Annotated in this window: 18 protein-coding genes; all 18 read left to right on the forward strand. The window is 39.5% G+C overall.

Annotation, left to right across the window (positions count from 1 at the left end; all coding sequences use genetic code 11):
• The first annotated feature begins 50 nt into the window (after positions 1–50).
• The 18 genes from CEQ75_RS19615 (at position 51) to CEQ75_RS16865 (ending at position 23,284) form a co-directional block, all read left to right on the forward strand.
• The gene (locus tag CEQ75_RS19615) at positions 51–242 is read left to right on the forward strand and encodes a CD1845 family protein (RefSeq protein WP_420838533.1); all 192 of its coding nucleotides are present in this window, start codon (positions 51–53) and stop codon (positions 240–242) included.
• Positions 243–301: 59 nt separating this feature from the next.
• On the forward strand, positions 302–1,702 hold the full coding sequence (locus tag CEQ75_RS16780) for a relaxase/mobilization nuclease domain-containing protein (protein WP_089612210.1): 1,401 nt from the start codon (positions 302–304) through the stop codon (positions 1,700–1,702).
• A 362-nt stretch (positions 1,703–2,064) separates the two neighbouring features.
• Positions 2,065–2,289, forward strand: a complete 225-nt coding sequence (locus tag CEQ75_RS16790; protein WP_089612212.1) for a helix-turn-helix domain-containing protein — start codon at positions 2,065–2,067, stop codon at positions 2,287–2,289.
• Between the two features lie 26 nt (positions 2,290–2,315).
• Entirely contained in the window at positions 2,316–5,288 is a 2,973-nt protein-coding gene (locus CEQ75_RS16795; protein WP_242965301.1) for a helicase-related protein, read from the forward strand.
• A gap of 90 nt (positions 5,289–5,378) precedes the next feature.
• Entirely contained in the window at positions 5,379–6,968 is a 1,590-nt protein-coding gene (gene istA / locus CEQ75_RS16800; protein ID WP_089608934.1) for an IS21 family transposase, read from the forward strand.
• Entirely contained in the window at positions 6,965–7,744 is a 780-nt protein-coding gene (istB, locus tag CEQ75_RS16805) for an IS21-like element helper ATPase IstB (RefSeq protein ID WP_089608935.1), read from the forward strand. Before istA (CEQ75_RS16800) ends, istB (CEQ75_RS16805) begins: the two co-directional genes overlap by 4 nt.
• A gap of 168 nt (positions 7,745–7,912) precedes the next feature.
• The gene (locus CEQ75_RS16810; protein WP_089612213.1) at positions 7,913–8,167 is read left to right on the forward strand and encodes a hypothetical protein; all 255 of its coding nucleotides are present in this window, start codon (positions 7,913–7,915) and stop codon (positions 8,165–8,167) included.
• A 51-nt stretch (positions 8,168–8,218) separates the two neighbouring features.
• Complete coding sequence (locus CEQ75_RS19620) at positions 8,219–8,386, forward strand: AAA family ATPase (protein ID WP_089612214.1); 168 nt, start codon at positions 8,219–8,221, stop codon at positions 8,384–8,386.
• A gap of 137 nt (positions 8,387–8,523) precedes the next feature.
• The gene (gene istA / locus CEQ75_RS16820) at positions 8,524–10,077 is read left to right on the forward strand and encodes an IS21 family transposase (RefSeq protein WP_242965302.1); all 1,554 of its coding nucleotides are present in this window, start codon (positions 8,524–8,526) and stop codon (positions 10,075–10,077) included.
• Entirely contained in the window at positions 10,070–10,822 is a 753-nt protein-coding gene (gene istB, locus CEQ75_RS16825; protein ID WP_198306583.1) for an IS21-like element helper ATPase IstB, read from the forward strand. Before istA (CEQ75_RS16820) ends, istB (CEQ75_RS16825) begins: the two co-directional genes overlap by 8 nt.
• Before the next feature lie 358 nt (positions 10,823–11,180).
• Positions 11,181–12,842, forward strand: a complete 1,662-nt coding sequence (locus tag CEQ75_RS16830; protein WP_157677516.1) for an ATP-dependent nuclease — start codon at positions 11,181–11,183, stop codon at positions 12,840–12,842.
• Positions 12,826–14,676, forward strand: a complete 1,851-nt coding sequence (locus tag CEQ75_RS16835; protein WP_089612216.1) for an ATP-dependent helicase — start codon at positions 12,826–12,828, stop codon at positions 14,674–14,676. The genes CEQ75_RS16830 and CEQ75_RS16835 overlap by 17 nt, the downstream gene beginning before the upstream one ends.
• Before the next feature lie 38 nt (positions 14,677–14,714).
• Positions 14,715–15,431, forward strand: coding sequence for a DUF4391 domain-containing protein (locus CEQ75_RS16840; RefSeq protein ID WP_089612217.1), 717 nt, complete (start codon positions 14,715–14,717; stop codon positions 15,429–15,431).
• 17 nt (positions 15,432–15,448) lie between these two features.
• Positions 15,449–17,509 carry a site-specific DNA-methyltransferase gene (locus tag CEQ75_RS16845; RefSeq protein ID WP_089612218.1) on the forward strand — a complete coding sequence of 687 codons (2,061 nt, stop codon included), beginning with the start codon at positions 15,449–15,451 and terminating at the stop codon, positions 17,507–17,509.
• Positions 17,510–17,522: 13 nt separating this feature from the next.
• On the forward strand, positions 17,523–18,755 hold the full coding sequence (locus tag CEQ75_RS16850) for a DEAD/DEAH box helicase family protein (RefSeq protein ID WP_242965304.1): 1,233 nt from the start codon (positions 17,523–17,525) through the stop codon (positions 18,753–18,755).
• Positions 18,756–18,845: 90 nt separating this feature from the next.
• Positions 18,846–20,435, forward strand: coding sequence for an IS21 family transposase (gene istA, locus CEQ75_RS16855; RefSeq protein WP_089608934.1), 1,590 nt, complete (start codon positions 18,846–18,848; stop codon positions 20,433–20,435).
• Complete coding sequence (istB, locus tag CEQ75_RS16860; RefSeq protein ID WP_089608935.1) at positions 20,432–21,211, forward strand: IS21-like element helper ATPase IstB; 780 nt, start codon at positions 20,432–20,434, stop codon at positions 21,209–21,211. Before istA (CEQ75_RS16855) ends, istB (CEQ75_RS16860) begins: the two co-directional genes overlap by 4 nt.
• A 192-nt stretch (positions 21,212–21,403) precedes the next feature.
• Complete coding sequence (locus CEQ75_RS16865; RefSeq protein WP_198306584.1) at positions 21,404–23,284, forward strand: restriction endonuclease; 1,881 nt, start codon at positions 21,404–21,406, stop codon at positions 23,282–23,284.
• Positions 23,285–23,354: the final 70 nt, after the last annotated feature.

The following is a 23,354-nucleotide window of genomic DNA, read 5'->3' on the forward strand; positions in this document are numbered from 1 at the left end:
TGGTATCTATCATATTGCTGGTGTGCCAATTCATCTGTGTATTTAGCTCAATGCTGCTTTCAATTTTGGCATTTGTCTTGTTCGCAATTGGACTTGCAACGATGCTACTTTTGGGTGAAACAAATGAAGGATTAAAAGTCCTATTCATTGCTTACCTTATCAGTCCTTATGGTATCCCGATGCTCGCCGCATGGTTCCTTGGTACAATAGGCGGGATCAATGAAAGGCTCAAATCTATTTGATACTATGCACTTAGATCGTTGGATCTAGGTGCTGTTTTTTTGCAAAGGGAGGTGTTATCCTGGCTACCACACGTTTGATATCCATGCACCAAAATAAAGGCAAATCCATAGCCGACTGCCTTGCGGATCGTACCGATTATGCAAAGAATCCAAGCAAGACAAACGATGGCGAACTCATCCGTTCTTTCGAGTGCGATCCCAAAACTATACAGGGTGAATTTCTCCTAGCAAAGCGACAGTATTCTGATATTACAGGCAGGCAGCAAGAGAACGATGTGATAGCCTATCAAATACGCCAGTCCTTCAAACCGGATGAGATTTCGCCAGAGCTTGCCAACAAAATCGGTTATGAATTAGGCATGAGTTTTACGAAAGGCAACCACGCTTTTATCGTTGCAACTCACATCGACAAAGCCCATATTCACAATCATATTATCTTTAACTCCACTTCCTTGGACTGCACAAAAAAGTTCAGGGATTTTTTAGGCTCTGGAAAAGCTGTCCGTAAAATTTCTGATCGCCTTTGCCTTGAAAACAGTCTCTCTATCATCGAAAATCCAAAGCGTGGAAAGAATCATTATGGCAAGTGGTTAGGCGATAAAAAGCCTCTCTCCCACTCCGAAAAGCTACGCCAGATTATTGACGAAGTTCTTACAAGAAAGCCTGCGGATTTTACAGTCTTCTTAGAAGAAATGAAGCTGGCAGGCTTTGAAATAAAACAAGGAAACAACATATCCTTCAAGGGAGAGAATCAAAAGAAATTCATTCGCCTGCGTTCTCTCGGCAATGGTTATTCTGAGGATGAAATCAAAGCAATAATCAGTGGCGAGAAAGCCCCGATAAACAAGAAAAATCATCACCAAACACCTCCGTCACGTGTCAATTTGCTTGTGGATATACAGGCAAAATTACAGGCTGGCAAAGGTGCTGGCTATGAGCAGTGGGCTAAAATTTTCAATCTGAAGCAGATGGCACAGACAATAAACTTCTTAACAGAAAACAAGCTTCTTGCCTATGAGGATTTAGAGAAAAAATCTCTGAACGCCACCGATAATTTCAATCGCCTTTCTACAGAAATCAAGGCTGCTGAAAAGCGTATGGCAGAGATTGCTATACTTAAAGCCCACATAATTAATTACGCCAAAACCCGTGAAGTTTATACTGCCTATCGCAAAGCAGGATACTCTAAAAAGTTCTATGAAGAACATGCTGCTGACCTTCTTTTACACAAGGCATCAAAGGCGACCTTTGATGAGCTTGGGCTTAAAAAGCTGTCAACGGTTAAGTCTCTGCAAGCAGAGTATGCCGAGCTGCTTTCCAAAAAGAAACAAGCCTATGGGATCTACCACGCAGCAAAAAAAGAAATGCAGGAGGTACTTACCGCAAAGGCAAATATCGATCGCCTTTTACAGAGTGAGCCTCCAGTAAAAGAGAATGAAAAAGCTCCAAATCAAAGATAGCATTGCCCATATTATTTCAGCTCACGCAGTGAGCGTAGCCACACAATTCATTGTGTGTTCAGTGGGGATTGGGGATGCTCCCCAACAAGCAAAATTGCAAGGTGTGTACCACCTTGCCCTGCTTGCCACGATTGTTTTCAAAAAAACAGGACATTAAGACAGTACAATTTCTCTTCAACTCCGCTTCTTCTTATCCCACTTCATTAAATTGTAGTCATTTATCACATAAAGTTGTGAGTTTCTTTACTGATTTGCTATTAATTCTTGTAAGTTTACGATATCTGGTTTACAATGTAATGGTTATTATAATGCCCGGATTACAATGCCTGCAAAGCAAAGTCGGTGATAAAAGAGGGATGAATATGAATATCAGTTATAAGAAATTATGGATTGAGCTTATTAAGCGAGATATCAAGAAAAGTGATTTGAGAAAGCTAACCGGATTATCGGCAGGAACAATCACAAAGCTGAATAAAAACGAACCTGTTTCTGTTGCCGTATTGCTATCAGTTTGTGAAGTTTTACAATGTGACATCGGTGATATTTGTTCAGCGGTTTCAGATGGCAATGTTACAGAAAATAATTGAAGTATTCAGCGGAAAGGAGTGTTCACATGGGAAACGTAATCGCTTCAACAGAGCAAATGATTGAAAAAATCAACGATGTTCTTAAATCAAAAAAGAATGCGGTTGTTAATATTGTAAATGACAAGCTGACACTGTCAGTTTTTGCATTACTCGAACAAAATCTTAAAAATGTAAAGGAGATAAACTTTGTAATCAGAGATACTAAGTTTGTCCCTGAGAAATCTGAAATATCGCATGAGTTTGAAATGGCTCCAGCGGATATCTTATACAATTCCTATGATATTGTCGAAAAAAACAAATTGAAGCACTTTGCAAAAGCAAAGGCTATGCACGATTTTATCAAAGCGAATGTGAGTGTAAAAAGGGCAAACCCTAAAACCAAAATAGGTGGAAATATCATCATTATTGATGATGATTTTATGATACAAGGATCATCCTCCTTGGAGGTATCTCCAAAGAAAAGCAAAAACTCTTACAGGAATATCAATTTTGATACGATGCTCAATGGCACGATGGATAAAGATCAAATACTTTCGGCATTAAACATATTCAATCAAATCTGGTTTAACGATCAGGTTTCTTCGGATTACAAAGAAGAATTGTTGCAGAGTTTATCCTTTGTTTATAAAGAACACTCCCCTGAATTTCTGTACTATTATACCCTCAACGAACTGTTTGGATATCAAATAGATAGCGGTATAGAAAGATTTGAAAGAGACAGCGAAAGATTCAAAAAGACTGAAATATGGCAATCTCTTTATGATTTTCAGAAGGATTGTGTTGTCTCTGCCATTCAAAAGCTGCAAAAATACAGAGGCTGCATCATAGCCGACTCGGTTGGTTTAGGCAAAACCTTTGAAGCCCTTGCTGTAATAAAATATTTTGAAATCAAGATGGATAATGTCTTGGTTCTCACCCCTGCAAAACTATATGATAACTGGAACTCATTCCGTGGTACATACAAGGACAGTTTTTTAAATGAAATTTTCAATTACAGAATTATGTTTCACACAGATTTGTCCAGATACAAAGGCATGTCTCAATCTGGACAAGACCTAAAGCGATTCGACTGGGGCAATTACGACCTTGTTGTCATTGATGAATCACACAATTTCAGAAACAGAAATGACCGTTACGATGACAACGACCAGTTGATTATGACAAGGTATGCCCGACTGATGCAGGACGTAATCAAAAGAGGAAAAAACAACACCAAGGTGCTACTCCTCTCTGCTACTCCAGTTAATAATAGTTTGGTAGACCTTAAAAACCAGATTAGCATCATAACCGGCGATAGAGATTTCGCTTTTCAGGATGAAGGCATTTCCAGTGTAGAGAATCTTCTCAGGAAGTCCTCTGCTGTTATCAATCAATGGGAAACTACTCCCAACCATAATAAAAATGATTTGTTAGACAGCCTTCCTTCGGACTTTTATAAGCTCCTTGAGCTTATGACTATTTCCAGAAGCAGAAAGCATATTACCAGCTATTACGGCAACAGCAGCGTTGGCAAATTCCCCAGTAAAAACAAGCCGGAAACCAGACGTCCTGAAATTGACAGTCATGAAAAGCTGCTAAAGTTTGCTGATACGAATGAATTGCTTGAGTCCCTTGAATTATCGGTGTACACGCCGACAAAATATATTAAAAGCGAATACCAGAAAATATATGCCGAGAAATACAATTTGAAAGGAAAACGTGGCGGAAGCATGGACTTCCAAACCCAGTCCAAGGGTATGATTGTTATGCACCGTTTCAATCTCTTTAAACGCTTGGAAAGCTCGGTCTATTCCTTTGCGGAAACCATCAGAAGATTGGTGGAAAAGATTGACAGAACCGTGGAAATACTTAATCGAGGCGGATTTGTTGACGAGGAAACAGGCACAACTGATGAAGAATATGAATACCTGGAAGGCAAATATGAAATTGAGGTTGCCCACCTTCGTGTTGCGGATTATCTGTACGATTTAGAGGGCGACAAAATTATCCTAGAAAAAATATACAATGATGCAAAGAGCATTTTAGATGAAAATAGAGATTTGAAAATCCGCACCCTGCAAGATGAAATTATAAAAAAAGTAACGCAGATGCCTTACAACAGCGGCAACAAGAAAATTATCGTATTCACTGCTTTCTCAGATACAGCAGAATACATATATCAGCAAATTGCAGATGAGCTTAAGAAAAACTACTTATACACTGCCTGCGTGACAGGTAAAGGCGTAAAGACAAACAATAAACATGTGGATAATGATTTTAATTCCCTGCTCTGTGCCTTCTCTCCAAAATCAAAAATGAAAAAGGAGATTCCAGCGGATAAGCAGATCGACATTCTTATTGGCACAGACTGTATTTCGGAGGGTCAAAACTTGCAGGATTGCGATACGGTAATCAATTTTGACATCCAGTGGAATCCAGTATCCTTAATACAAAGATTTGGTCGAATTGACCGTATCGGCAGCACCAATGAACGTATTCAAATGATTAACTTCTTCCCAAACCTTGAGCTGAATGAATACCTAGGTTTGGAGCAGCGGGTAAAAGGGAAAATGACAACCTTGAATATTGTTTCCACCGGCGATGAGGATTTCTTGTCCCCTGAAATGAATGATTTCAACTTTAGAAAAAGGCAGCTGGAACGCTTGAAGGATGAAGTCATTGACATTGAAGATGCCAATGAGAATATATCTCTTACCGACCTAAATATGAACGAATACCTCTATGAATTGTCTGATTACGTGAACAACACTCCGGCAATAAAGGGTGTGCCTAATGGGCTATATTCTGTAACAGACGGTGAAGAGCAAGGCGTTTTGTTCTGCTTTAAGCATAGCAATGCTGACGAAAAACCTAAGTCTGACAGCTCCCTGTACCCCTACTATTTGCTTTACCTTGATAACAACGGGGAAGTGCTCTATGGGAATGGTAAGGCTCGTGAAGTGGTTAAGCTCTTTAGAAAGCTCTGTTATGGCAAAAGCGTACCTGTTTGTCTATGGTAATCTAATAGTAGGCCACCGTAGTCATTGAAAAACCGGCCACAATAGATTAACCTACTTGAGAGGAAATTCAACAGGTAGGGGCTGGGAGAGATGATCACAATGAACATCAAGCAACAAATTTTAATGATGCATATTCATGAAGGGAAATCGCGCCGGGAAATTGCGAAAATAACAGGGATCAATCGGGACACCGTAGGAAAGTACATTGGACAATATGAGGAAGGGAGACAGCAATTATTGTCGAGCGGGTCGGCAGATATCCAGGCACTAGTCGACACCCTCACTTCTGCCCCCAAGTATACTGTGGGCATTCGACCCAAAAGAAAAATGACTGACGAGGTTGTGAACAGGATCCAGTTCTATCTTGACGAGAATGAAACTAAGCGAAATCAGGGGCGGCACAAGCAGCAAAAAAAAGCCATTGATATCTTTGAAGCACTGGAAGCCGAGGGTACTCAACTAAGTTACAGTACCGTTCTTCGAACCATTAGAAGCTTGGAACGGAAACCAAAGGAAGCGTTTATTAAGGCTCTGTATGAACTTGGAGACATTTGCGAATTTGATTGGGGTGAGGTTAAACTAAAAATTAATGGAAAATTTCAAGTTTTTCAGATGGCCGTATTCACAACGGCTTACGGGAACTATCGCTTTGCTTATCTGTTCACCAAACAAACAACAGAGTGTTTTCAGGAAGCACACGCCCTGTTTTTCCAGCATATCGGCCAAGTGTATCGTACCATGGTGTACGATAACATGAAAGTCGCGGTGAAAAGGTTTATTGGAACGGAGAAGGAGCCGACGCAAGGATTGCTTCAATTGTCGCTCTACTATGGTTTTCAGTATCGGTTTTGCAATATTCGCAAGGGCAACGAAAAAGGTCATGTGGAGCGAAGCGTCGAGGTCGTTCGCCGAAAAGCCTTCGCTTTTCGGGACGAATTTGAATCCCTGGAGGAGGCAAATCAATATTTGCAGGATGTGTGCACTAAGCGTAATCGTAAGTCCCATGATGAGTACAACGGCCAGACGGCGGAGGAACGATTGGAAGAAGAGCGCCCCGCATTGCTGCCCACCCTTCCACCATTTGATGCAGCTCGCGTGATTTATGGACGGGTGAACAAATATTCCACCATCATCGTTGATCAGAATCGTTACTCAGTACCGGATCATTTGGTAGGTGAATCGATCATGATTAAAGCATATGCGACCCGGGTGCGATGCTTCCATCAGGAATCCTTGGTAGCGGAGCATGTGCGATTAACCGGCAACCACGAGTGGCGGCTTGATCTGAATCATTATTTGGATACGCTAAGGAAAAAACCTGGTGCATTTGCCGGTAGTGCGGCATGGCAGCAGGCTCCTAAAAGGATAAAAGAAATATACGAAACATATTATACCAAACAAGACAAGGAATTTATACAGCTATTGCAATATATTCGAGACGATGTCCCATTTGCGGAAGTCGAGCAAGCTATTCGGGAGCTGGAGAAAATTCATCCGGCTCAAGTGACTACGGATAAAATTAAAGTGCTTTGTGCTAGGAATCGTGACGCGATGCCTGTTGTTCAACCAAATCTCTCGAAAACGGGAAAAGAGATTGTAGAGCGGTCAGCACAGCAGCTTCGCATGTACGATGACATGTTTGATACCCATACACCAAAAGCAAAGGAGGACGTTGCATGAGTAACGCGCCGCGCAAGGCGTTTAAGGAAGCGATATTGGAATATAGCAAAGAACTGAGACTCCCTATGATTCGTAAGCATTTGGATGAGCAAGTTCGGGAGTCAACGCAGCAGGATGCCAGTTATGAAGCATTTCTGGCGCAGTTACTGGAGAAGGAATGTGATGCTCGTCGGGAAGCCTCGCGGCATAATCGCATTCGTCTGGCTGAATTTACACATAAAAAGTACCTTGAAGATTTGGTCATCGCGGATTTGCCAGATGATGCCCAAAAGAAGTTAAAGCAGCTGAAAACATTAGAGTTTATTCAGGAGGGGCGCAACATTATTCTGGCGGGGAACCCGGGAACAGGCAAGACGCATGTGAGTATTGGGCTAGGCTTAAAGGCCTGCCTGGAGGGATATAAAGTATGGTTTACAACTGTTCCCCTCCTCATTAACCGGATTAAAGAATGCCGAGCAGAGCAAACTCTTCGAGCCTTCCAGAACCGCTTTGAAAAATATGATTTGGTTATTGCCGATGAAATGGGTTATATATCTTTTGATAAGGAAGGATCTGAATTATTGTTTACCCATTTGTCGCTGAGGGCTGGTCGCAAATCGACAATCATCACAACCAACTTATCCTTCGAACGATGGGGTGAAATTTTTCAGGATCCCGTGATGACGGCGGCCATGATTGACCGGTTGACGCATCAGTCATACATCGTCAACATGAATGGAAACTCGTACCGCATGAAAGAAACGAAGGAGTGGTTACAACAACAGCAACTGGCATGAAGAAAAAAACAATAACCCTGTATAAAGGTTTATCATGTTTTTGATAAACATTTATACAGGGTGTAACAAGCGATAGCGCGTTAGCATTCATCGTGAAACAATGCTCTTTGAAAACTAAATATGCTTATGAAACGACTAAATTTTTTTTTCTTAGTGGCCGAAAATTAAATGACTATATGGCCTAATTTTAAGTTGACAAATACACCTGTTCAGCCCTTGTTTGACCAGTTCTTTCAGAAAACAAACAATACAAAGGACATGAAGATTTATTCCGAGCTTCTCAACAAGGCGGTACATTCCATCAAGGGTGAAGAAGAAGAAAAAGCCTTCCAAGCCACCTTTGACTTTGGCGGATTCAACAATGCTTTTGCCGAGGAAACGACGGATGACTTTGAACTGATTTCTTTTTTAGTAGTGGAATGATTATCACATAATTCCCAATAACATCGGTAATATCATACCAGGAGGTACTTAATGTCAATATCCTTAACAAATATTAGAGTGAATAACTTTAGATCATTGGAAAACATTGATTTAACAATCAATAAAACCAATATTATCATAGGACAGAATAATTGTGGAAAATCCAACCTGCTCAAAGCAATAAATATTGCTTTTGGTAACGTTCGAGATATTTTGTGAATGGTAAAATAAAGTGCAATGATTTTGGCAAACAATAGTGCAGTGATTTTGGCAAATAAAAATACAACTTTTCAATCCGTCAAGTAACATCACCTAGGAGAAGAATGGTACAATCTTCCTTGGGGGTGACAGAAAGGATGACAGATTGGAAAATGTATAGTGAAATTCAACAAAAGAAAAAAGAGGGTTTTAAAAAGACCCAGGCAGCTAGAAAACTAGGCATTAATTTCAGAACAGTAAACAAATATTGGGACATGCCACCGGATGAGTACGCGCTTACTCTAGAGGATACCCGTACAAGATGCAAAAAAGGCGATATTTATGAGGAAGAGCTTGTCAGTTGGCTAAAAGATAATCCTGATATGTCTTCAGCGCAGCTTTATGACTGGCTCAAAGAGCGGCATGGTGACGCGAAGCTTTCTGACAGAACATTAAGACTTTATGTAGCGCATTTAAGAATAGAGTACAACATTCCAAAGAGGGCAAATTTCAGACAATATGAAGCGCTAGAAGACCCGCCAATGGGCTATCAAGCGCAGGTAGATATGGGCCAGATATGGTTAAAAAAGGCTGACGGAAAACGAACACAAGTATACTGCTTTGCAATGGTGCTGTCTCACTCACGGTACAAGTTTGTATACTGGACTGACCGGCCCTTTACTACACAGATGTTTGTGAATGCTCATAACAAAGCATTTGCCTACTTTGGGGGCAAGCCAAAAGAGATTGTATATGATCAGGATAAAGTGCTGGCAGTATCTGAAAATAGTGGTGATATCATCTACACCGAAGGATTTCAGCATTATACAAGTATAATGAAATTTAAGGTTTATTTGTGTAAGGGTGCTGATCCAGAGACCAAAGGACGAGTCGAAGCCGTTGTGAAATATGCAAAATATAATTTTGCCAAGCATCGCATATTTGATAATATAGATGACTTTAACCAGCTTTGTCTTGCTTGGCTTGAAAGAACAGGCAATGCAAAGGTTCATGAAATTACAAAAAAGATACCAGCAGAAGTGTTCGCCCTTGAAAAACAACACCTGATGCCGGTACCTGCATATAAAAACATATCTTCCAGTAAAAGTTTACCTTATATCGTCAGAAAAGACAATACAGTTTTATATAAGTCCAACCGATATAGGGTTCCAAAGGGAACATATAAACCTGGTCTAAAAGTAAATTTACTAATCGACAAGGGCAGTATGGTAATTGCAGATGTGGAAACGGGTGAAATATACGCAAGACATAAGATATCTATTGACAAGGGTAAATTAATTTCAATAAACCATCAGGAGAGAGATTTAAATAATAAACAGGAACTGCTCTATCAAAAAGCTTTTAAATCTCTGCTCTATCTTGATGAGGCAAGAGTACTGCTTGATGCTATAAAGAAAGATAAACCACGGTATTTTAAAGACCAATTAGGCGTAATACTGAGGATATGTGAAGAGATACTTGATCCTTATGTCATAAGACAGGCACTACATTACTGTGTTGAGAAAAAACTTTGGTCAGCGGGTGACTTTAGGTCAAGTATGGAATATTTTAAGGAATTGCAACAGGAGCCACATAAAGCATCACCATTGAAGATATCCCAAATACCGTCAAAATATAAGGGCAACAATCCTAAGGTAAGGGATATCAATGAATACAAGAGAGCAATGAAGGGATGTGTGGCTGATGATTAACATGAAAGATATAAAAGCGGACGCGTACAGCCTAGGTTTAATCAATACGAGGGACAGCATCGATAAACTCATAAAAGTCGCAGAAGAAAAGAATCAGACTTATACCGAGCTTATTTCAGCTGTATTAACAGGAGAACTAAAATATAGAGTAAACAGAGCAAAGGAGAAACGAATCAAGGAGGCTGGTTTCCCCTACATAAAAAAACTGGAAGATTTTGACGTCAGTTTTCAGTATTCGATTACCGAGAAACAACTAAAGCAACTTGCTGAGCTTAAGTGGATTGAACAAATGTATAATCTAATATTTTTAGGCCCTCCGGGTGTTGGAAAGTCGCATCTTAGCATAGCATTGGCCTATAAGGCAGCACAGGAAGGTTATAAGGTAAGTTTCACCACTATGAGTAACCTGGTACAGATACTAAGGACCCAGGAGATATCCAGAAGAAGCAAAACTAAGATTAACAGGATATATAAGTCCAGTCTTGTTGTAATTGATGAAGTTGGGTACCTTCCGATAGAAAGAACGGATGCAAACCTTTTTTTTCAGTTAATATCAGATTTGCATGAGCAGGCATCTATAATCATAACATCAAACAAAGGTTTTGAGGAATGGACAGAGTTTTTAGGAGATGCGGCATTAGCTACCGCAATCTTGGACAGACTTACGTACCGTTGCGATATGATTTCACTAGAAGGAAAAAGTTATCGATTAGAACACAGAAGTTCATTCTTAGGCAAAAATTAAAACTAGTTATAGAACTAGCCTGGATTAGTACTTCGAGCCTATGCTGGCAGTCAAGGGCTGGCGTTAGCCAGGCGCAGCTTTACCCTTTACTGCCCCCGTATAATACCCTATTGTTAGTTGGTCTTGCAAAGCATGACCAACTGCCTACCGGCGAGGGCGGGTATGGGCAGAGCCCATAAAAAGTGAATGTATACGCAAACCTGAAGGGAAAGAATAAACGGGCGGATAAAAAAGTTGTATTTTTATTTGCCAAAAAACATGCAAAAGTACTTGCCAGTAACATATTTCTGAATCTGATATTTTTATTTCATCAGAGGAAAGAATTTCAAGCACTAAAACAGCTACAATAGATATTTTATTGAAGCCAGTAGACTTAGAAGGTACTTTTCAAAAAACATTTTCTGATTTCTGGATAAGTGTGTTTACAGATTCTTGGATTACACCTGACGAAACCAATGGAGATTACGTCGGAATAAGAACTGTCCTTCAATACGATATAAGAAAAGATGACTATATTATTGTCAAAAAGCCTATTCAGGAATGGAATGATTCTATTGAAACATCAGTTGTTGGCGCAAAGAAAAGCTTTGGAAATGATATGGTTGATTCATTGACATCTTTTTATATGGATGCTCATCGTGATGCTGTTGAAGATATCAAAAACAGAAAATCATTTTTTGGTAAAGCTACGTCGCAAAGTGATTTATCAGATCAGCTAACTTCGGAATTAGAAGGACAGCTAAACCATATAAATTCAGAAATTGTTCGAAATATACCTGCGCTACAACAAACAAATAGAAGAATGTCTTCTATAGGTAAAACAATGGGTTCATCAACAGGTACTGTGGAAATTGAACCCCTCGCTAGAAAAATTTCTGATTTACACAAAGGAATGGACATTGTATATAAAGACGGCGTAGCTGCTCAGTTTTCCATATCACAACACGGAATGGGGACACGAAGTTGGATATCTTTTTTAACACTAGGTGCTTATGTAGATTGGCACAACGAAAAACTAAAGCAGGATGATGAAGATGCTGAAAATTATACAATGTTGACAATGGAAGAACCTGAGGCGCATTTACACCCTCAAGCTCAACGTCAACTGTACTTTCAAATAAGTGAATTTGATGGGCAGAAAATTATTAGCACTCACTCTCCTAGCGTTCTTGCTCAAGCAGACCTAAGGGATATTATTTATATTAATAAGCAGCAAGGTAAAACTAGTGTGAAGCGTTTTAATGTAGGTCAATATACTCCGGAAGAATTGAATCGAATAGAGCGAGAAGTTATCAATACAAGAGGTGAATTGCTGTTCTCTAATGCTATTGTTCTATGTGAAGGGATAACCGAAGAACAAGCCTTACCAATATACTTCAAAGAATACTTCGGATTTGAAGCAATTTGTAGCGGTATAAATATAATCGGAATTGGCGGTCAGAATTACAAAACATTTCTAAATTTAATTAAAGACCTTGATATCCCTTGGTTTATTTTCAGCGATGGTGAAACTGAAACCAAAAAGACTGTTAAAAAAGCCGTCGGCGTTGAAAATATTGAAGAATTGAACAGCATGTCAAATATTATTATTTTAGACAACGAAAATGATTATGAAAAATATTTAATATCTGACGGTTATAGGGACATTATTATTTCTGCAATAAATGAGTGTGAAAATGATGAAGAATATTTTGCTAACTATATTCTCACTAAAAATCATACATCTATGGGTAGAGAACGTACTAATGATCCTATGTGTGGTACTTGTCAGCAACATATATATAAGGACGTTTTAAGGGATTTTGATGGTGAAGGTGGATTGGAACGTGCATTATATGATTGTTGTACCGGAAAAAAAGCGAAAGCGAAATATGCTACATATGTGGCTGAAAAAATAGTATCTCAGCAAGACGTTACCAAACGAATTCCATCGAAAATTAATACTCTTTTAAAAGAAATTGGGCGTCTTTTGAATTTAACAGAAAAGGAGGATTACAGAACTCATGAAGTTATCGAGTAAGCAAGAACAAATTGTTAAACATGTGGAAGGGGCTATTCTAGTCAAAGCAGGACCAGGAAGCGGAAAAACAAGAGTCCTCATAGAAAGGATTAAACATCTTCTTCTAACCAAAAAACGTTGTAAAATTTTAGCACTGACATTTAGTAACCTCGCTGCTGATGAAATGAAAAATAGACTTAAGGAAGATACTTTAATCAGTGATTTAGCTGAAAATGTTACCGTAGGCACTATCCATTCTTTTTGTTTAGATTTAGTGCAAAGCAGAGGCAACTTAATTGGCTTAGGAAAAGAACTGATGATTTTTGAAAGCAATTCAGATCAGCTTTCAATATTGCGAGATGTTTTCTCCAGCGATCCTCAACTAATGACAATATTAAAGTCAAAAGAAAAGCCTACCGCTTTTCTACAAAAATGCTTGTCTCTAATTTCTGAACAAAAAAAGAAATTCATTTCGCCAGAAATGTGTGAATTGAACGAACCATTTCCAGTAATCTATCGTGAATATAATGAACGTTTATTGAGCCAAAATGCTTTAGATTTTGATGACATACTGTTTTTTGCATACAAAATTCTTACAGAAAATCCTTCCGTTGTGAACTTATATACCTCGCTATATAAGTTTGTATGTGTAGACGAAGCACAGGATTTGAATTTTGCACAATATCAAGTTATCAAAGCACTCTGTGGAGATAAGTGCAAAAATATAATGCTTGTAGGAGACGAAAATCAGTCGATCTATGGGTTCAATGGGTCAGATAGCACTTTAATGTCTGAAAAGTTTGTTAAGGACTTCAAGCCCACTATTTACTTGTTGAATGAAAACTATAGATCTGCAAAAACGATTGTAAATTTTGCGAATAAATTAGGAAATTACGATAGCGTCTCCAATTATGTTTATTCAGGAGAATTAAAGGCATATTCTTTTTCGAATGAAAAAGATGAAGCTCAATTTGTATTAGATAGAATTAAGAAATTACTAGCCAGCGGTCATCCCGACATAGAAAATGGTTTAAGTTATGATTCTTTTTCAGTTATTGCACGAAACAAATATGTACTCTCACCTTTGGAAACTATTTTTTCAGAACTTAATATTCCATTTGTTTATAAAAAAAGCTCTAATGGGCTTGAGAACGAATCAGACTACATGAAAGTATTTGAATTAGGAATCAGAATATTGTTAAATCCGAAAGATATTGTTCATTTAAGAGAATTGTGCAAAATTACTGACCGAAAACCATCTGATGAAATTGTTTGTGATGATAATTCAATAGCAATCCTAACGCAAGCTATAGAAAATACGATATTCACTGACTTGCTCCCTTGTTTTCAATCGTTAAATAAAGAGGAAATGAATTTCTCTAAGGTTTTGCTGCAACTTAAAGAACAACTTCCTGCAAGCATGTCGGATGAAGAGAGGTATTTAATTATTAACGATATTGAGCAATGGGATAAGCATTGGAAAAAGTACTCTGGCCAAGTACAGCGTGAAAATAGGACACTACTCTCTTTTAGGAATTATATATCCCTTGGGAAAACCCAGGATACCTCTTCTTCCAAAGGAGTTTCCTTGCTGACCGCACATATGTCTAAGGGTTTACAATATGATGTGGTTTTTGTTATCGGAATGTCTGAAGGAACATTTCCAGACTATCGTGCAGTTAGCGCCGGTGGTTCAGAAATGGAACAAGAAAAAAACAACATGTACGTTGCCGTGACAAGAGCCAAACGTCTATGCTATCTTTCCTATCCTAGAAGCAAAAAAATGCCTTGGGGCGATAATAAATGGCAAACTCCGTCAAGATTCTTGAAAGATATTGATATTCTTGATTCATAGATTATGTGAGAGTTTCCATTTAACAACGAGGTGGTGGAATGATGTTTAACTTACCTGAGAAATATAAAGTCGGCAAAAAAGTTCCCATGAAGGATTTGATCCCAAAGGAATTTAAGCCAGATATAAAAAAGAAAATCAAAGAGAGTGTAAAAGGTGTCACCTTAAGCTATCAAATTATGGGGGAGGACATTCCCTCTTTGGTCAATGATGAATACAATTTTCAAGTGATTCAGTTTTATGACTTTGAGCTGACTGATATCAAAAAAGCTGTCTTCATTGCGAACCTGTATCAGGAGATTATCAAATCTGCCTGTGTACTCAGACTTCATAATGCCAGCAGCGAGGCATACTCCTTCGCACTAAAAAGGCTGAATCAAAATGACAACACACAGATTGTAGTTACAGATAAATTTGTTACGGCACTTTACCCCACCGCTCTTCCCAACTCTGACAAAAACACTTTGCTTAGAGAGCTTGCCTATGACAACATCAAAAATCATGACAACAAAGGAGCGTTTTATTTTGAAATATTCCTGCGAGCCTATATTTTAACAAACGACAAGGTGTATGCAGGTGCAAAATCCTTTTTATCCAAGCCTATATGGTACAGCATGAATAAATTAAAAGAGGTTTACCCCTTGCTCTGTAACCTTGCAAGCAATAAGGAAAAGGTGCAAAAGGCTGTATCGAACAGTGAAAAAATGAAGCTGAATCAAGAAATAAGACAAGCCATATCGGAATTAGACAAAATATAAACATGGAGGAAAAACAAATGGACTACCCAAAAGTACCGCAGGAGATTAATAACATTGTCGGGGATAATGTAAAGCTATTAGCACAGCTTTTCCCTTCCGCAGTAAAAGACGGACAAGTTGACCTTGAAGCCTTAAAAGAAGAGCTTGGTCAATTTGAAGAAGTAGACAAAGAAAAATACGAGCTTACTTGGGCTGGCAAACAAGACGCAAAGAAAAAGGCTCAAGAGGACGTTTATAATAGAACACTGAACTATATCGAATCAGACAGCAAGAACCCTGAAATTACAGAAAATCTTTATATTGAGGGCGATAACCTTGAAGTTTTGAAGCTGCTGCGCCAAAACTATTATGGGGCTATTAAAATGATTTACATAGATCCACCCTATAATACAGGGAACGACTTTGTGTATAACGATAATTTCGCCATGAGCAGTAAAGAAAGCGATATTGCAGAAGGTACTCGTGATGATGAAGGGAATCCGCTGCAACGAAATCAGCAATCCTCTAACCGCTATCACGCAAATTGGTTAAATATGATGTATCCACGATTGAAGATTGCAAAAGATTTGTTAAAAGATGATGGAGTCATATTTATTAGTATTGATGAAAATGAAATTAATGCACTGAAAACCATATTAGATGAAATATTTGGGGCCGGAAATTTTTTAACAACATTAAATATAAAATTGCGTCATGAAGATAGAATATTGAAGGGTGATAAAGATTTTCATGAAGTAGTTGAATATTGCCTAATTTATAAGAAAGGAACAGATTATACCCAAATTAAACGGGTAGCTGATAACACCTCAATAGAAGACTATATTTATGAAATAATTGAAATAAGTGAACCTGAAAAAATAATAAAATTAGGGAATAAAGACGTTGCTGTGTTTAATCCGAATCAATACCTTGCAAATAAAACAAATCCAAAGGAGACATCTTTAAAAAAAGTTAACATCCGTGGAACATTAAAAGATGGAAACAGTAGCGGTCGGTTTTACATGAATTACTTGGATAGCATAACCGATGATTTTGGTTATTTATATAAAGTTCCTGATATAGGTGATGATATTTTTGATTATAGATATTTTGTGAAACCATCATCTGAAAAGTTTTTGAATGGTTCTTACTTTCAAGGAGTACCAGTTAATAGAAGCGATACAAAAGAATTACCATATCCTAATTTTCTAGATATGGTGAACGAGTTCAACAATGTTGGGTATGAGGGAGATGTTGTTTTTAGAAATGGCAAAAAACCTATTTCCTTTTTATTGCATCTTATGAAATTAGCAGGTATTGAGAATGAGAAACAGTGTATTTGTCTTGATTTCTTTTCTGGCTCAGCATCATTTGGTGAAGCTATGATGAAATTTAACCAAGATGGTGGAAAAAGAAAATTTATCTGTGTACAAATACCAGAAAATCTTGACAAATCCCTTGACCTAGCTGATAACAACACGAAACCATCAATTAGTGCGTCAATTACTTTTCTTGATTCAATAAAAAAACCGCATATTCTTACCGAAATCGGTAAAGAACGCCTACGCCGCTCTGGTGAAAAGATTAAACAAGAAATCGAAGCCGCCAACGCAATGCTGAAAATTGGGGAAGAGCCAACTCAAGTGCCTGATATTGGCTTTAAGGTGTTCCGCACAGCCGATACCAATATCAAGTGGAACTTGTATAATTCTTTAGGGCAGCTTGATACCAGTGCAATGACCCATACCCCTGACCTTGCGGACTTCACCATGGGCTTTAATGACATTGATGTTGTGTATGAAGTCATGCTCCGTCAAAAAGATGTGCCGCTCTCTTCCACTCTGGAGACACTGACCGACATCGGCAGCAGAACCTATTTGTACGGCAGTGCGTATTTAGTATGCCTTGAAACTGAGATTACTGAAGAACTCATAGATAAACTGGCTACTCTTGATCCACTGCCGATTAAATTTGTCTTTAGAGATTCTGCTTTCAAAGACGATATCAATCTGAAGGACGAAACCTTCAGGAGACTGAAAAATCTCATTGAAAGAAATTCCGGGCTTGAGAAAAAAAGCTATACCGTAGAATTTATATAAGGAGGAAGCAGCCGTGGCAAAAAGAATTGCGTTTCAATTCGACGATGAATTGGACTATCAGCTAAAAGCAATCCACTCCACCGTGGACTTGTTTAAGGGACTTCCTCGTCAAACAGATGGAATATACAGACCAAACCGCTCCAAGAAGGTTGGCGAAGGTGACCCCGTAAGAAACCAGAGTATTGTGGCAGGCAGCAGGCTGTTGCAAAACTTGAGACAGGTGCAGCTTGAAAATAAGCTGTTTGCAGATAACGTCCTTGAAAACAACAATTTTACTGTAGAGATGGAAACCGGCACAGGTAAAACCTATGTGTACCTGCGTACCATTTTAGAGCTTTACAAGGAATATGATTTTAAAAAGTTTATGATTGTTGTGCCAAGCATCGCCATCCGTAAAGGTGTGGAAAAGTCCATCGACCAGTTAAGAGACCACTTCAAAAGGCTCTATGATGTGGATTTGTCCAAGCACAGCTTTATTTATGACAGCAACAACCCCAAAAAAGTTAGCTCAAGCCTTGTTGAAACCAATGATTTGAGCATTTGCGTCCTCAACATTCAAGCCTTTAACAAGGATAACAATAAAATTCGCAGCGAAGATGAATACGGTCAGATTTTGTGGGAGGATATTAAATACATCAAACCCATTGTAATCATTGACGAGCCACAAAAAATTGAAGGACAGAAAGGAAAAAAATCCAAGTCATTGCAAGCCATTGACGATATTGAGCCTTTGTTTGTGCTCCGCTACTCGGCTACCCATAAACAGCTATACAATCAGATTTACAAGCTGGACTCCTATGCCGCTTATAAGAATGATTTGGTTAAGAAAATTACAGTCAAGACGGTAAACGGCGTTATAGAGCGTGATTACCCTTATATTCGCTATGTTGCCTTCACAAAGGACTTAAAGGCAAGGATTGAGATGTTCTCCCAGAAGCAAGGTGATTCCATTCGTTTTAAAACCTTTGAAGTTTCGGCAGGGGCTTCTCTGGAGGATTTATCCGGCGGTCTGGTGCAATATCGAAATATGCGTGTAGCAGAAGAACCCCATAAGCTCAAGCCCTTAAAAATAGCCACCACTGATGGCTCGATAACCCTTGAACTGGGAGAAAGCAACAACGGTCTTGAGGATAATGAGGCTACCCGCATTCAGATTAGGCTTGCCATCAGAAATCACTTTGAAAAGCAGTTTGCAATTTTAAAGAGTGGGAAAAAGATGAAAGCCTTGACCCTATGTCTATGGTAATCTAATAGTAGGCCACCGTAGTCATTGAAAAACCGGCCACAATAGATTAACCTACTTGAGAGGAAATTCAACAGGTAGGGGCTGGGAGAGATGATCACAATGAACATCAAGCAACAAATTTTAATGATGCATATTCATGAAGGGAAATCGCGCCGGGAAATTGCGAAAATAACAGGGATCAATCGGGACACCGTAGGAAAGTACATTGGACAATATGAGGAAGGGAGACAGCAATTATTGTCGAGCGGGTCGGCAGATATCCAGGCACTAGTCGACACCCTCACTTCTGCCCCCAAGTATACTGTGGGCATTCGACCCAAAAGAAAAATGACTGACGAGGTTGTGAACAGGATCCAGTTCTATCTTGACGAGAATGAAACTAAGCGAAATCAGGGGCGGCACAAGCAGCAAAAAAAAGCCATTGATATCTTTGAAGCACTGGAAGCCGAGGGTACTCAACTAAGTTACAGTACCGTTCTTCGAACCATTAGAAGCTTGGAACGGAAACCAAAGGAAGCGTTTATTAAGGCTCTGTATGAACTTGGAGACATTTGCGAATTTGATTGGGGTGAGGTTAAACTAAAAATTAATGGAAAATTTCAAGTTTTTCAGATGGCCGTATTCACAACGGCTTACGGGAACTATCGCTTTGCTTATCTGTTCACCAAACAAACAACAGAGTGTTTTCAGGAAGCACACGCCCTGTTTTTCCAGCATATCGGCCAAGTGTATCGTACCATGGTGTACGATAACATGAAAGTCGCGGTGAAAAGGTTTATTGGAACGGAGAAGGAGCCGACGCAAGGATTGCTTCAATTGTCGCTCTACTATGGTTTTCAGTATCGGTTTTGCAATATTCGCAAGGGCAACGAAAAAGGTCATGTGGAGCGAAGCGTCGAGGTCGTTCGCCGAAAAGCCTTCGCTTTTCGGGACGAATTTGAATCCCTGGAGGAGGCAAATCAATATTTGCAGGATGTGTGCACTAAGCGTAATCGTAAGTCCCATGATGAGTACAACGGCCAGACGGCGGAGGAACGATTGGAAGAAGAGCGCCCCGCATTGCTGCCCACCCTTCCACCATTTGATGCAGCTCGCGTGATTTATGGACGGGTGAACAAATATTCCACCATCATCGTTGATCAGAATCGTTACTCAGTACCGGATCATTTGGTAGGTGAATCGATCATGATTAAAGCATATGCGACCCGGGTGCGATGCTTCCATCAGGAATCCTTGGTAGCGGAGCATGTGCGATTAACCGGCAACCACGAGTGGCGGCTTGATCTGAATCATTATTTGGATACGCTAAGGAAAAAACCTGGTGCATTTGCCGGTAGTGCGGCATGGCAGCAGGCTCCTAAAAGGATAAAAGAAATATACGAAACATATTATACCAAACAAGACAAGGAATTTATACAGCTATTGCAATATATTCGAGACGATGTCCCATTTGCGGAAGTCGAGCAAGCTATTCGGGAGCTGGAGAAAATTCATCCGGCTCAAGTGACTACGGATAAAATTAAAGTGCTTTGTGCTAGGAATCGTGACGCGATGCCTGTTGTTCAACCAAATCTCTCGAAAACGGGAAAAGAGATTGTAGAGCGGTCAGCACAGCAGCTTCGCATGTACGATGACATGTTTGATACCCATACACCAAAAGCAAAGGAGGACGTTGCATGAGTAACGCGCCGCGCAAGGCGTTTAAGGAAGCGATATTGGAATATAGCAAAGAACTGAGACTCCCTATGATTCGTAAGCATTTGGATGAGCAAGTTCGGGAGTCAACGCAGCAGGATGCCAGTTATGAAGCATTTCTGGCGCAGTTACTGGAGAAGGAATGTGATGCTCGTCGGGAAGCCTCGCGGCATAATCGCATTCGTCTGGCTGAATTTACACATAAAAAGTACCTTGAAGATTTGGTCATCGCGGATTTGCCAGATGATGCCCAAAAGAAGTTAAAGCAGCTGAAAACATTAGAGTTTATTCAGGAGGGGCGCAACATTATTCTGGCGGGGAACCCGGGAACAGGCAAGACGCATGTGAGTATTGGGCTAGGCTTAAAGGCCTGCCTGGAGGGATATAAAGTATGGTTTACAACTGTTCCCCTCCTCATTAACCGGATTAAAGAATGCCGAGCAGAGCAAACTCTTCGAGCCTTCCAGAACCGCTTTGAAAAATATGATTTGGTTATTGCCGATGAAATGGGTTATATATCTTTTGATAAGGAAGGATCTGAATTATTGTTTACCCATTTGTCGCTGAGGGCTGGTCGCAAATCGACAATCATCACAACCAACTTATCCTTCGAACGATGGGGTGAAATTTTTCAGGATCCCGTGATGACGGCGGCCATGATTGACCGGTTGACGCATCAGTCATACATCGTCAACATGAATGGAAACTCGTACCGCATGAAAGAAACGAAGGAGTGGTTACAACAACAGCAACTGGCATGAAGAAAAAAACAATAACCCTGTATAAAGGTTTATCATGTTTTTGATAAACATTTATACAGGATGTAACAAGCGATAGCGCGTTAGCATTCATCGTGAAACAATGCTCTTTGAAAACTAAATATGCTTATGAAACGACTAAATTTTTTTTTCTTAGTGGCCGAAAATTAAATGACTATATGGCCTAATTTTAAGTTGACAAATACAACCCTATTCTTTGTGGATGCAGTTAGCAAAGTTCGAGATAATACCCGACCTGATGGACGTGGAGAATATCTGCGTATTTTTGATGAAGAGTATCAAAGTGCAATAAAAGGCTACGAAAAACAGCTTGCAAAATATAAAGAGTATTTCCCCGAGCATCAAGATATTTTAAAGGTGCGTGAAGGCTATTTTGCCATCGATAAAAAGAACAATGAAGTCGAAATTGAAGATTGGGACGACAGCAAAAGCGAGTTAGACGTTAAGGCGAAATCCCAGGAGGATATTGATCGTGGTATCAGCTTGATTCTTGAAAGAAAAGACGAGCTTATTTCCTTTGAAGAGCCACTGAGCTTCATATTCTCCCATTCGGCACTTCGTGAAGGCTGGGATAATCCAAATGTGTTTACCCTTTGCACGCTGAAAAATGGAAGCTCCGATATCGCAAAGAAACAGGAAATCGGGCGTGGTTTAAGACTTCCTGTTGATATTACAGGCAACCGCTGCTTGGATTCCGAAGTCAATGAGCTGACGGTTATTGCAAACGACAGCTATGAGAATTTTTCACGGGTGCTGCAAGAGGACTTCAATCAAAACATGAATTTCAACAAGAATGAAGTAACTGCCGATATCCTGACTGTTACCCTTGAAAAAGCAGGTGTTCCGAAAGAAAAAATCACTGCCGAACTGGTTGACACCTTTAAGCAGGAGCTAATGCGTAAAGGCATCTTTGATAGCAATAATATTCTCGGCAAAAACGTGGAGCAAACATCCAAGCTCCTTGAAGGCCTTGTTTTTGAAAATGAGATACTAAATGAGCACGCTCTATTGCTTAAGGAGAATTTTGCAGAGTACATGGTGCAGAAAGGCTCTCAGCGCATTGAAATTAAAAATGGTGATAACGAACCCTATGTGAATACAATCCGTGCTTTTGTATCCCAAGAGGAGTTTCAGCAAATCTACTTTGGGCTTAGCAGAAATCTGACAAAGCGCACTCTTTATAAGTGCAATGTAGATAAGGACAAGTTTGTTTCCGGCTGCATTGAGGAAATAAACACCTACCTGCAATACTTTAAGGTCAATAAGGCGGTCAATATCGCAACCGGCAAGGCTGGCTTTAACGATGCCCAAATGTTTGAAATGGTAAAATCAGGCGATAAGACTTTTGATATTGATGTGGGCATGAAGGTTATTCCGAAAAGCGATTTTGAGGTCGTTAACTATATCATGCACCACACCATGCTGCCCCGCCTTGCCATTTTTAACATGCTGGCTGGAATTGAAAAAAGGGACGCACTAAACTTCCAAGACATTCTCGACAGAGTGACACAAAAGATCTTGGTGCGATTAAATGATGCCAAAGCAGCAAATATAACTTCCTACGAAGTCATTGATGGCTATGAGCTGGACGAAGGGCAGATTTTCGCTACAGACACCATTAGCGAAGAAGATTTTAACGATGAATGGCGTATTTTCAAGTCAAACCCACATAGAAAAAACGCCTTAAATGAATACTACAAAATGGATAGCAAGGGCGAAAAGGAATTTGCAGAAAAACTTGAAGCAAATGACAATGTTATCTTATTCACCAAACTTAAAAAAGGCGGTTTCGTAATAGACACCCCTTACGGAAACTACTCCCCCGACTGGGCGGTTGTATGTAGAAAAGATGGACTTGAAGCAGGTGCTGTAGGAATTTACTTCATCGTAGAAACAAAAGCCGGAAAACTTGAAAAAGACTTAACTGATGTGGAAGTAAACAAAATACGCTGCGGCGAATTACACTTCAAGGCTGTATCTGAATTGGTTAAATTCAATTGGGTTAATAGCTATGAGGATTTTAAAACAAAGTTCGGTGTAAAAGAAAGTATGTAAGATAATCTGCCTGTTTGATCATATAAGGAGCTGTCACTTATGGTATGTTTGAGAGCAATGAGCTATTTCA

The organism is Dehalobacterium formicoaceticum (genome assembly GCF_002224645.1).
GTDB lineage: Bacteria > Bacillota > Dehalobacteriia > Dehalobacteriales > Dehalobacteriaceae > Dehalobacterium > Dehalobacterium formicoaceticum.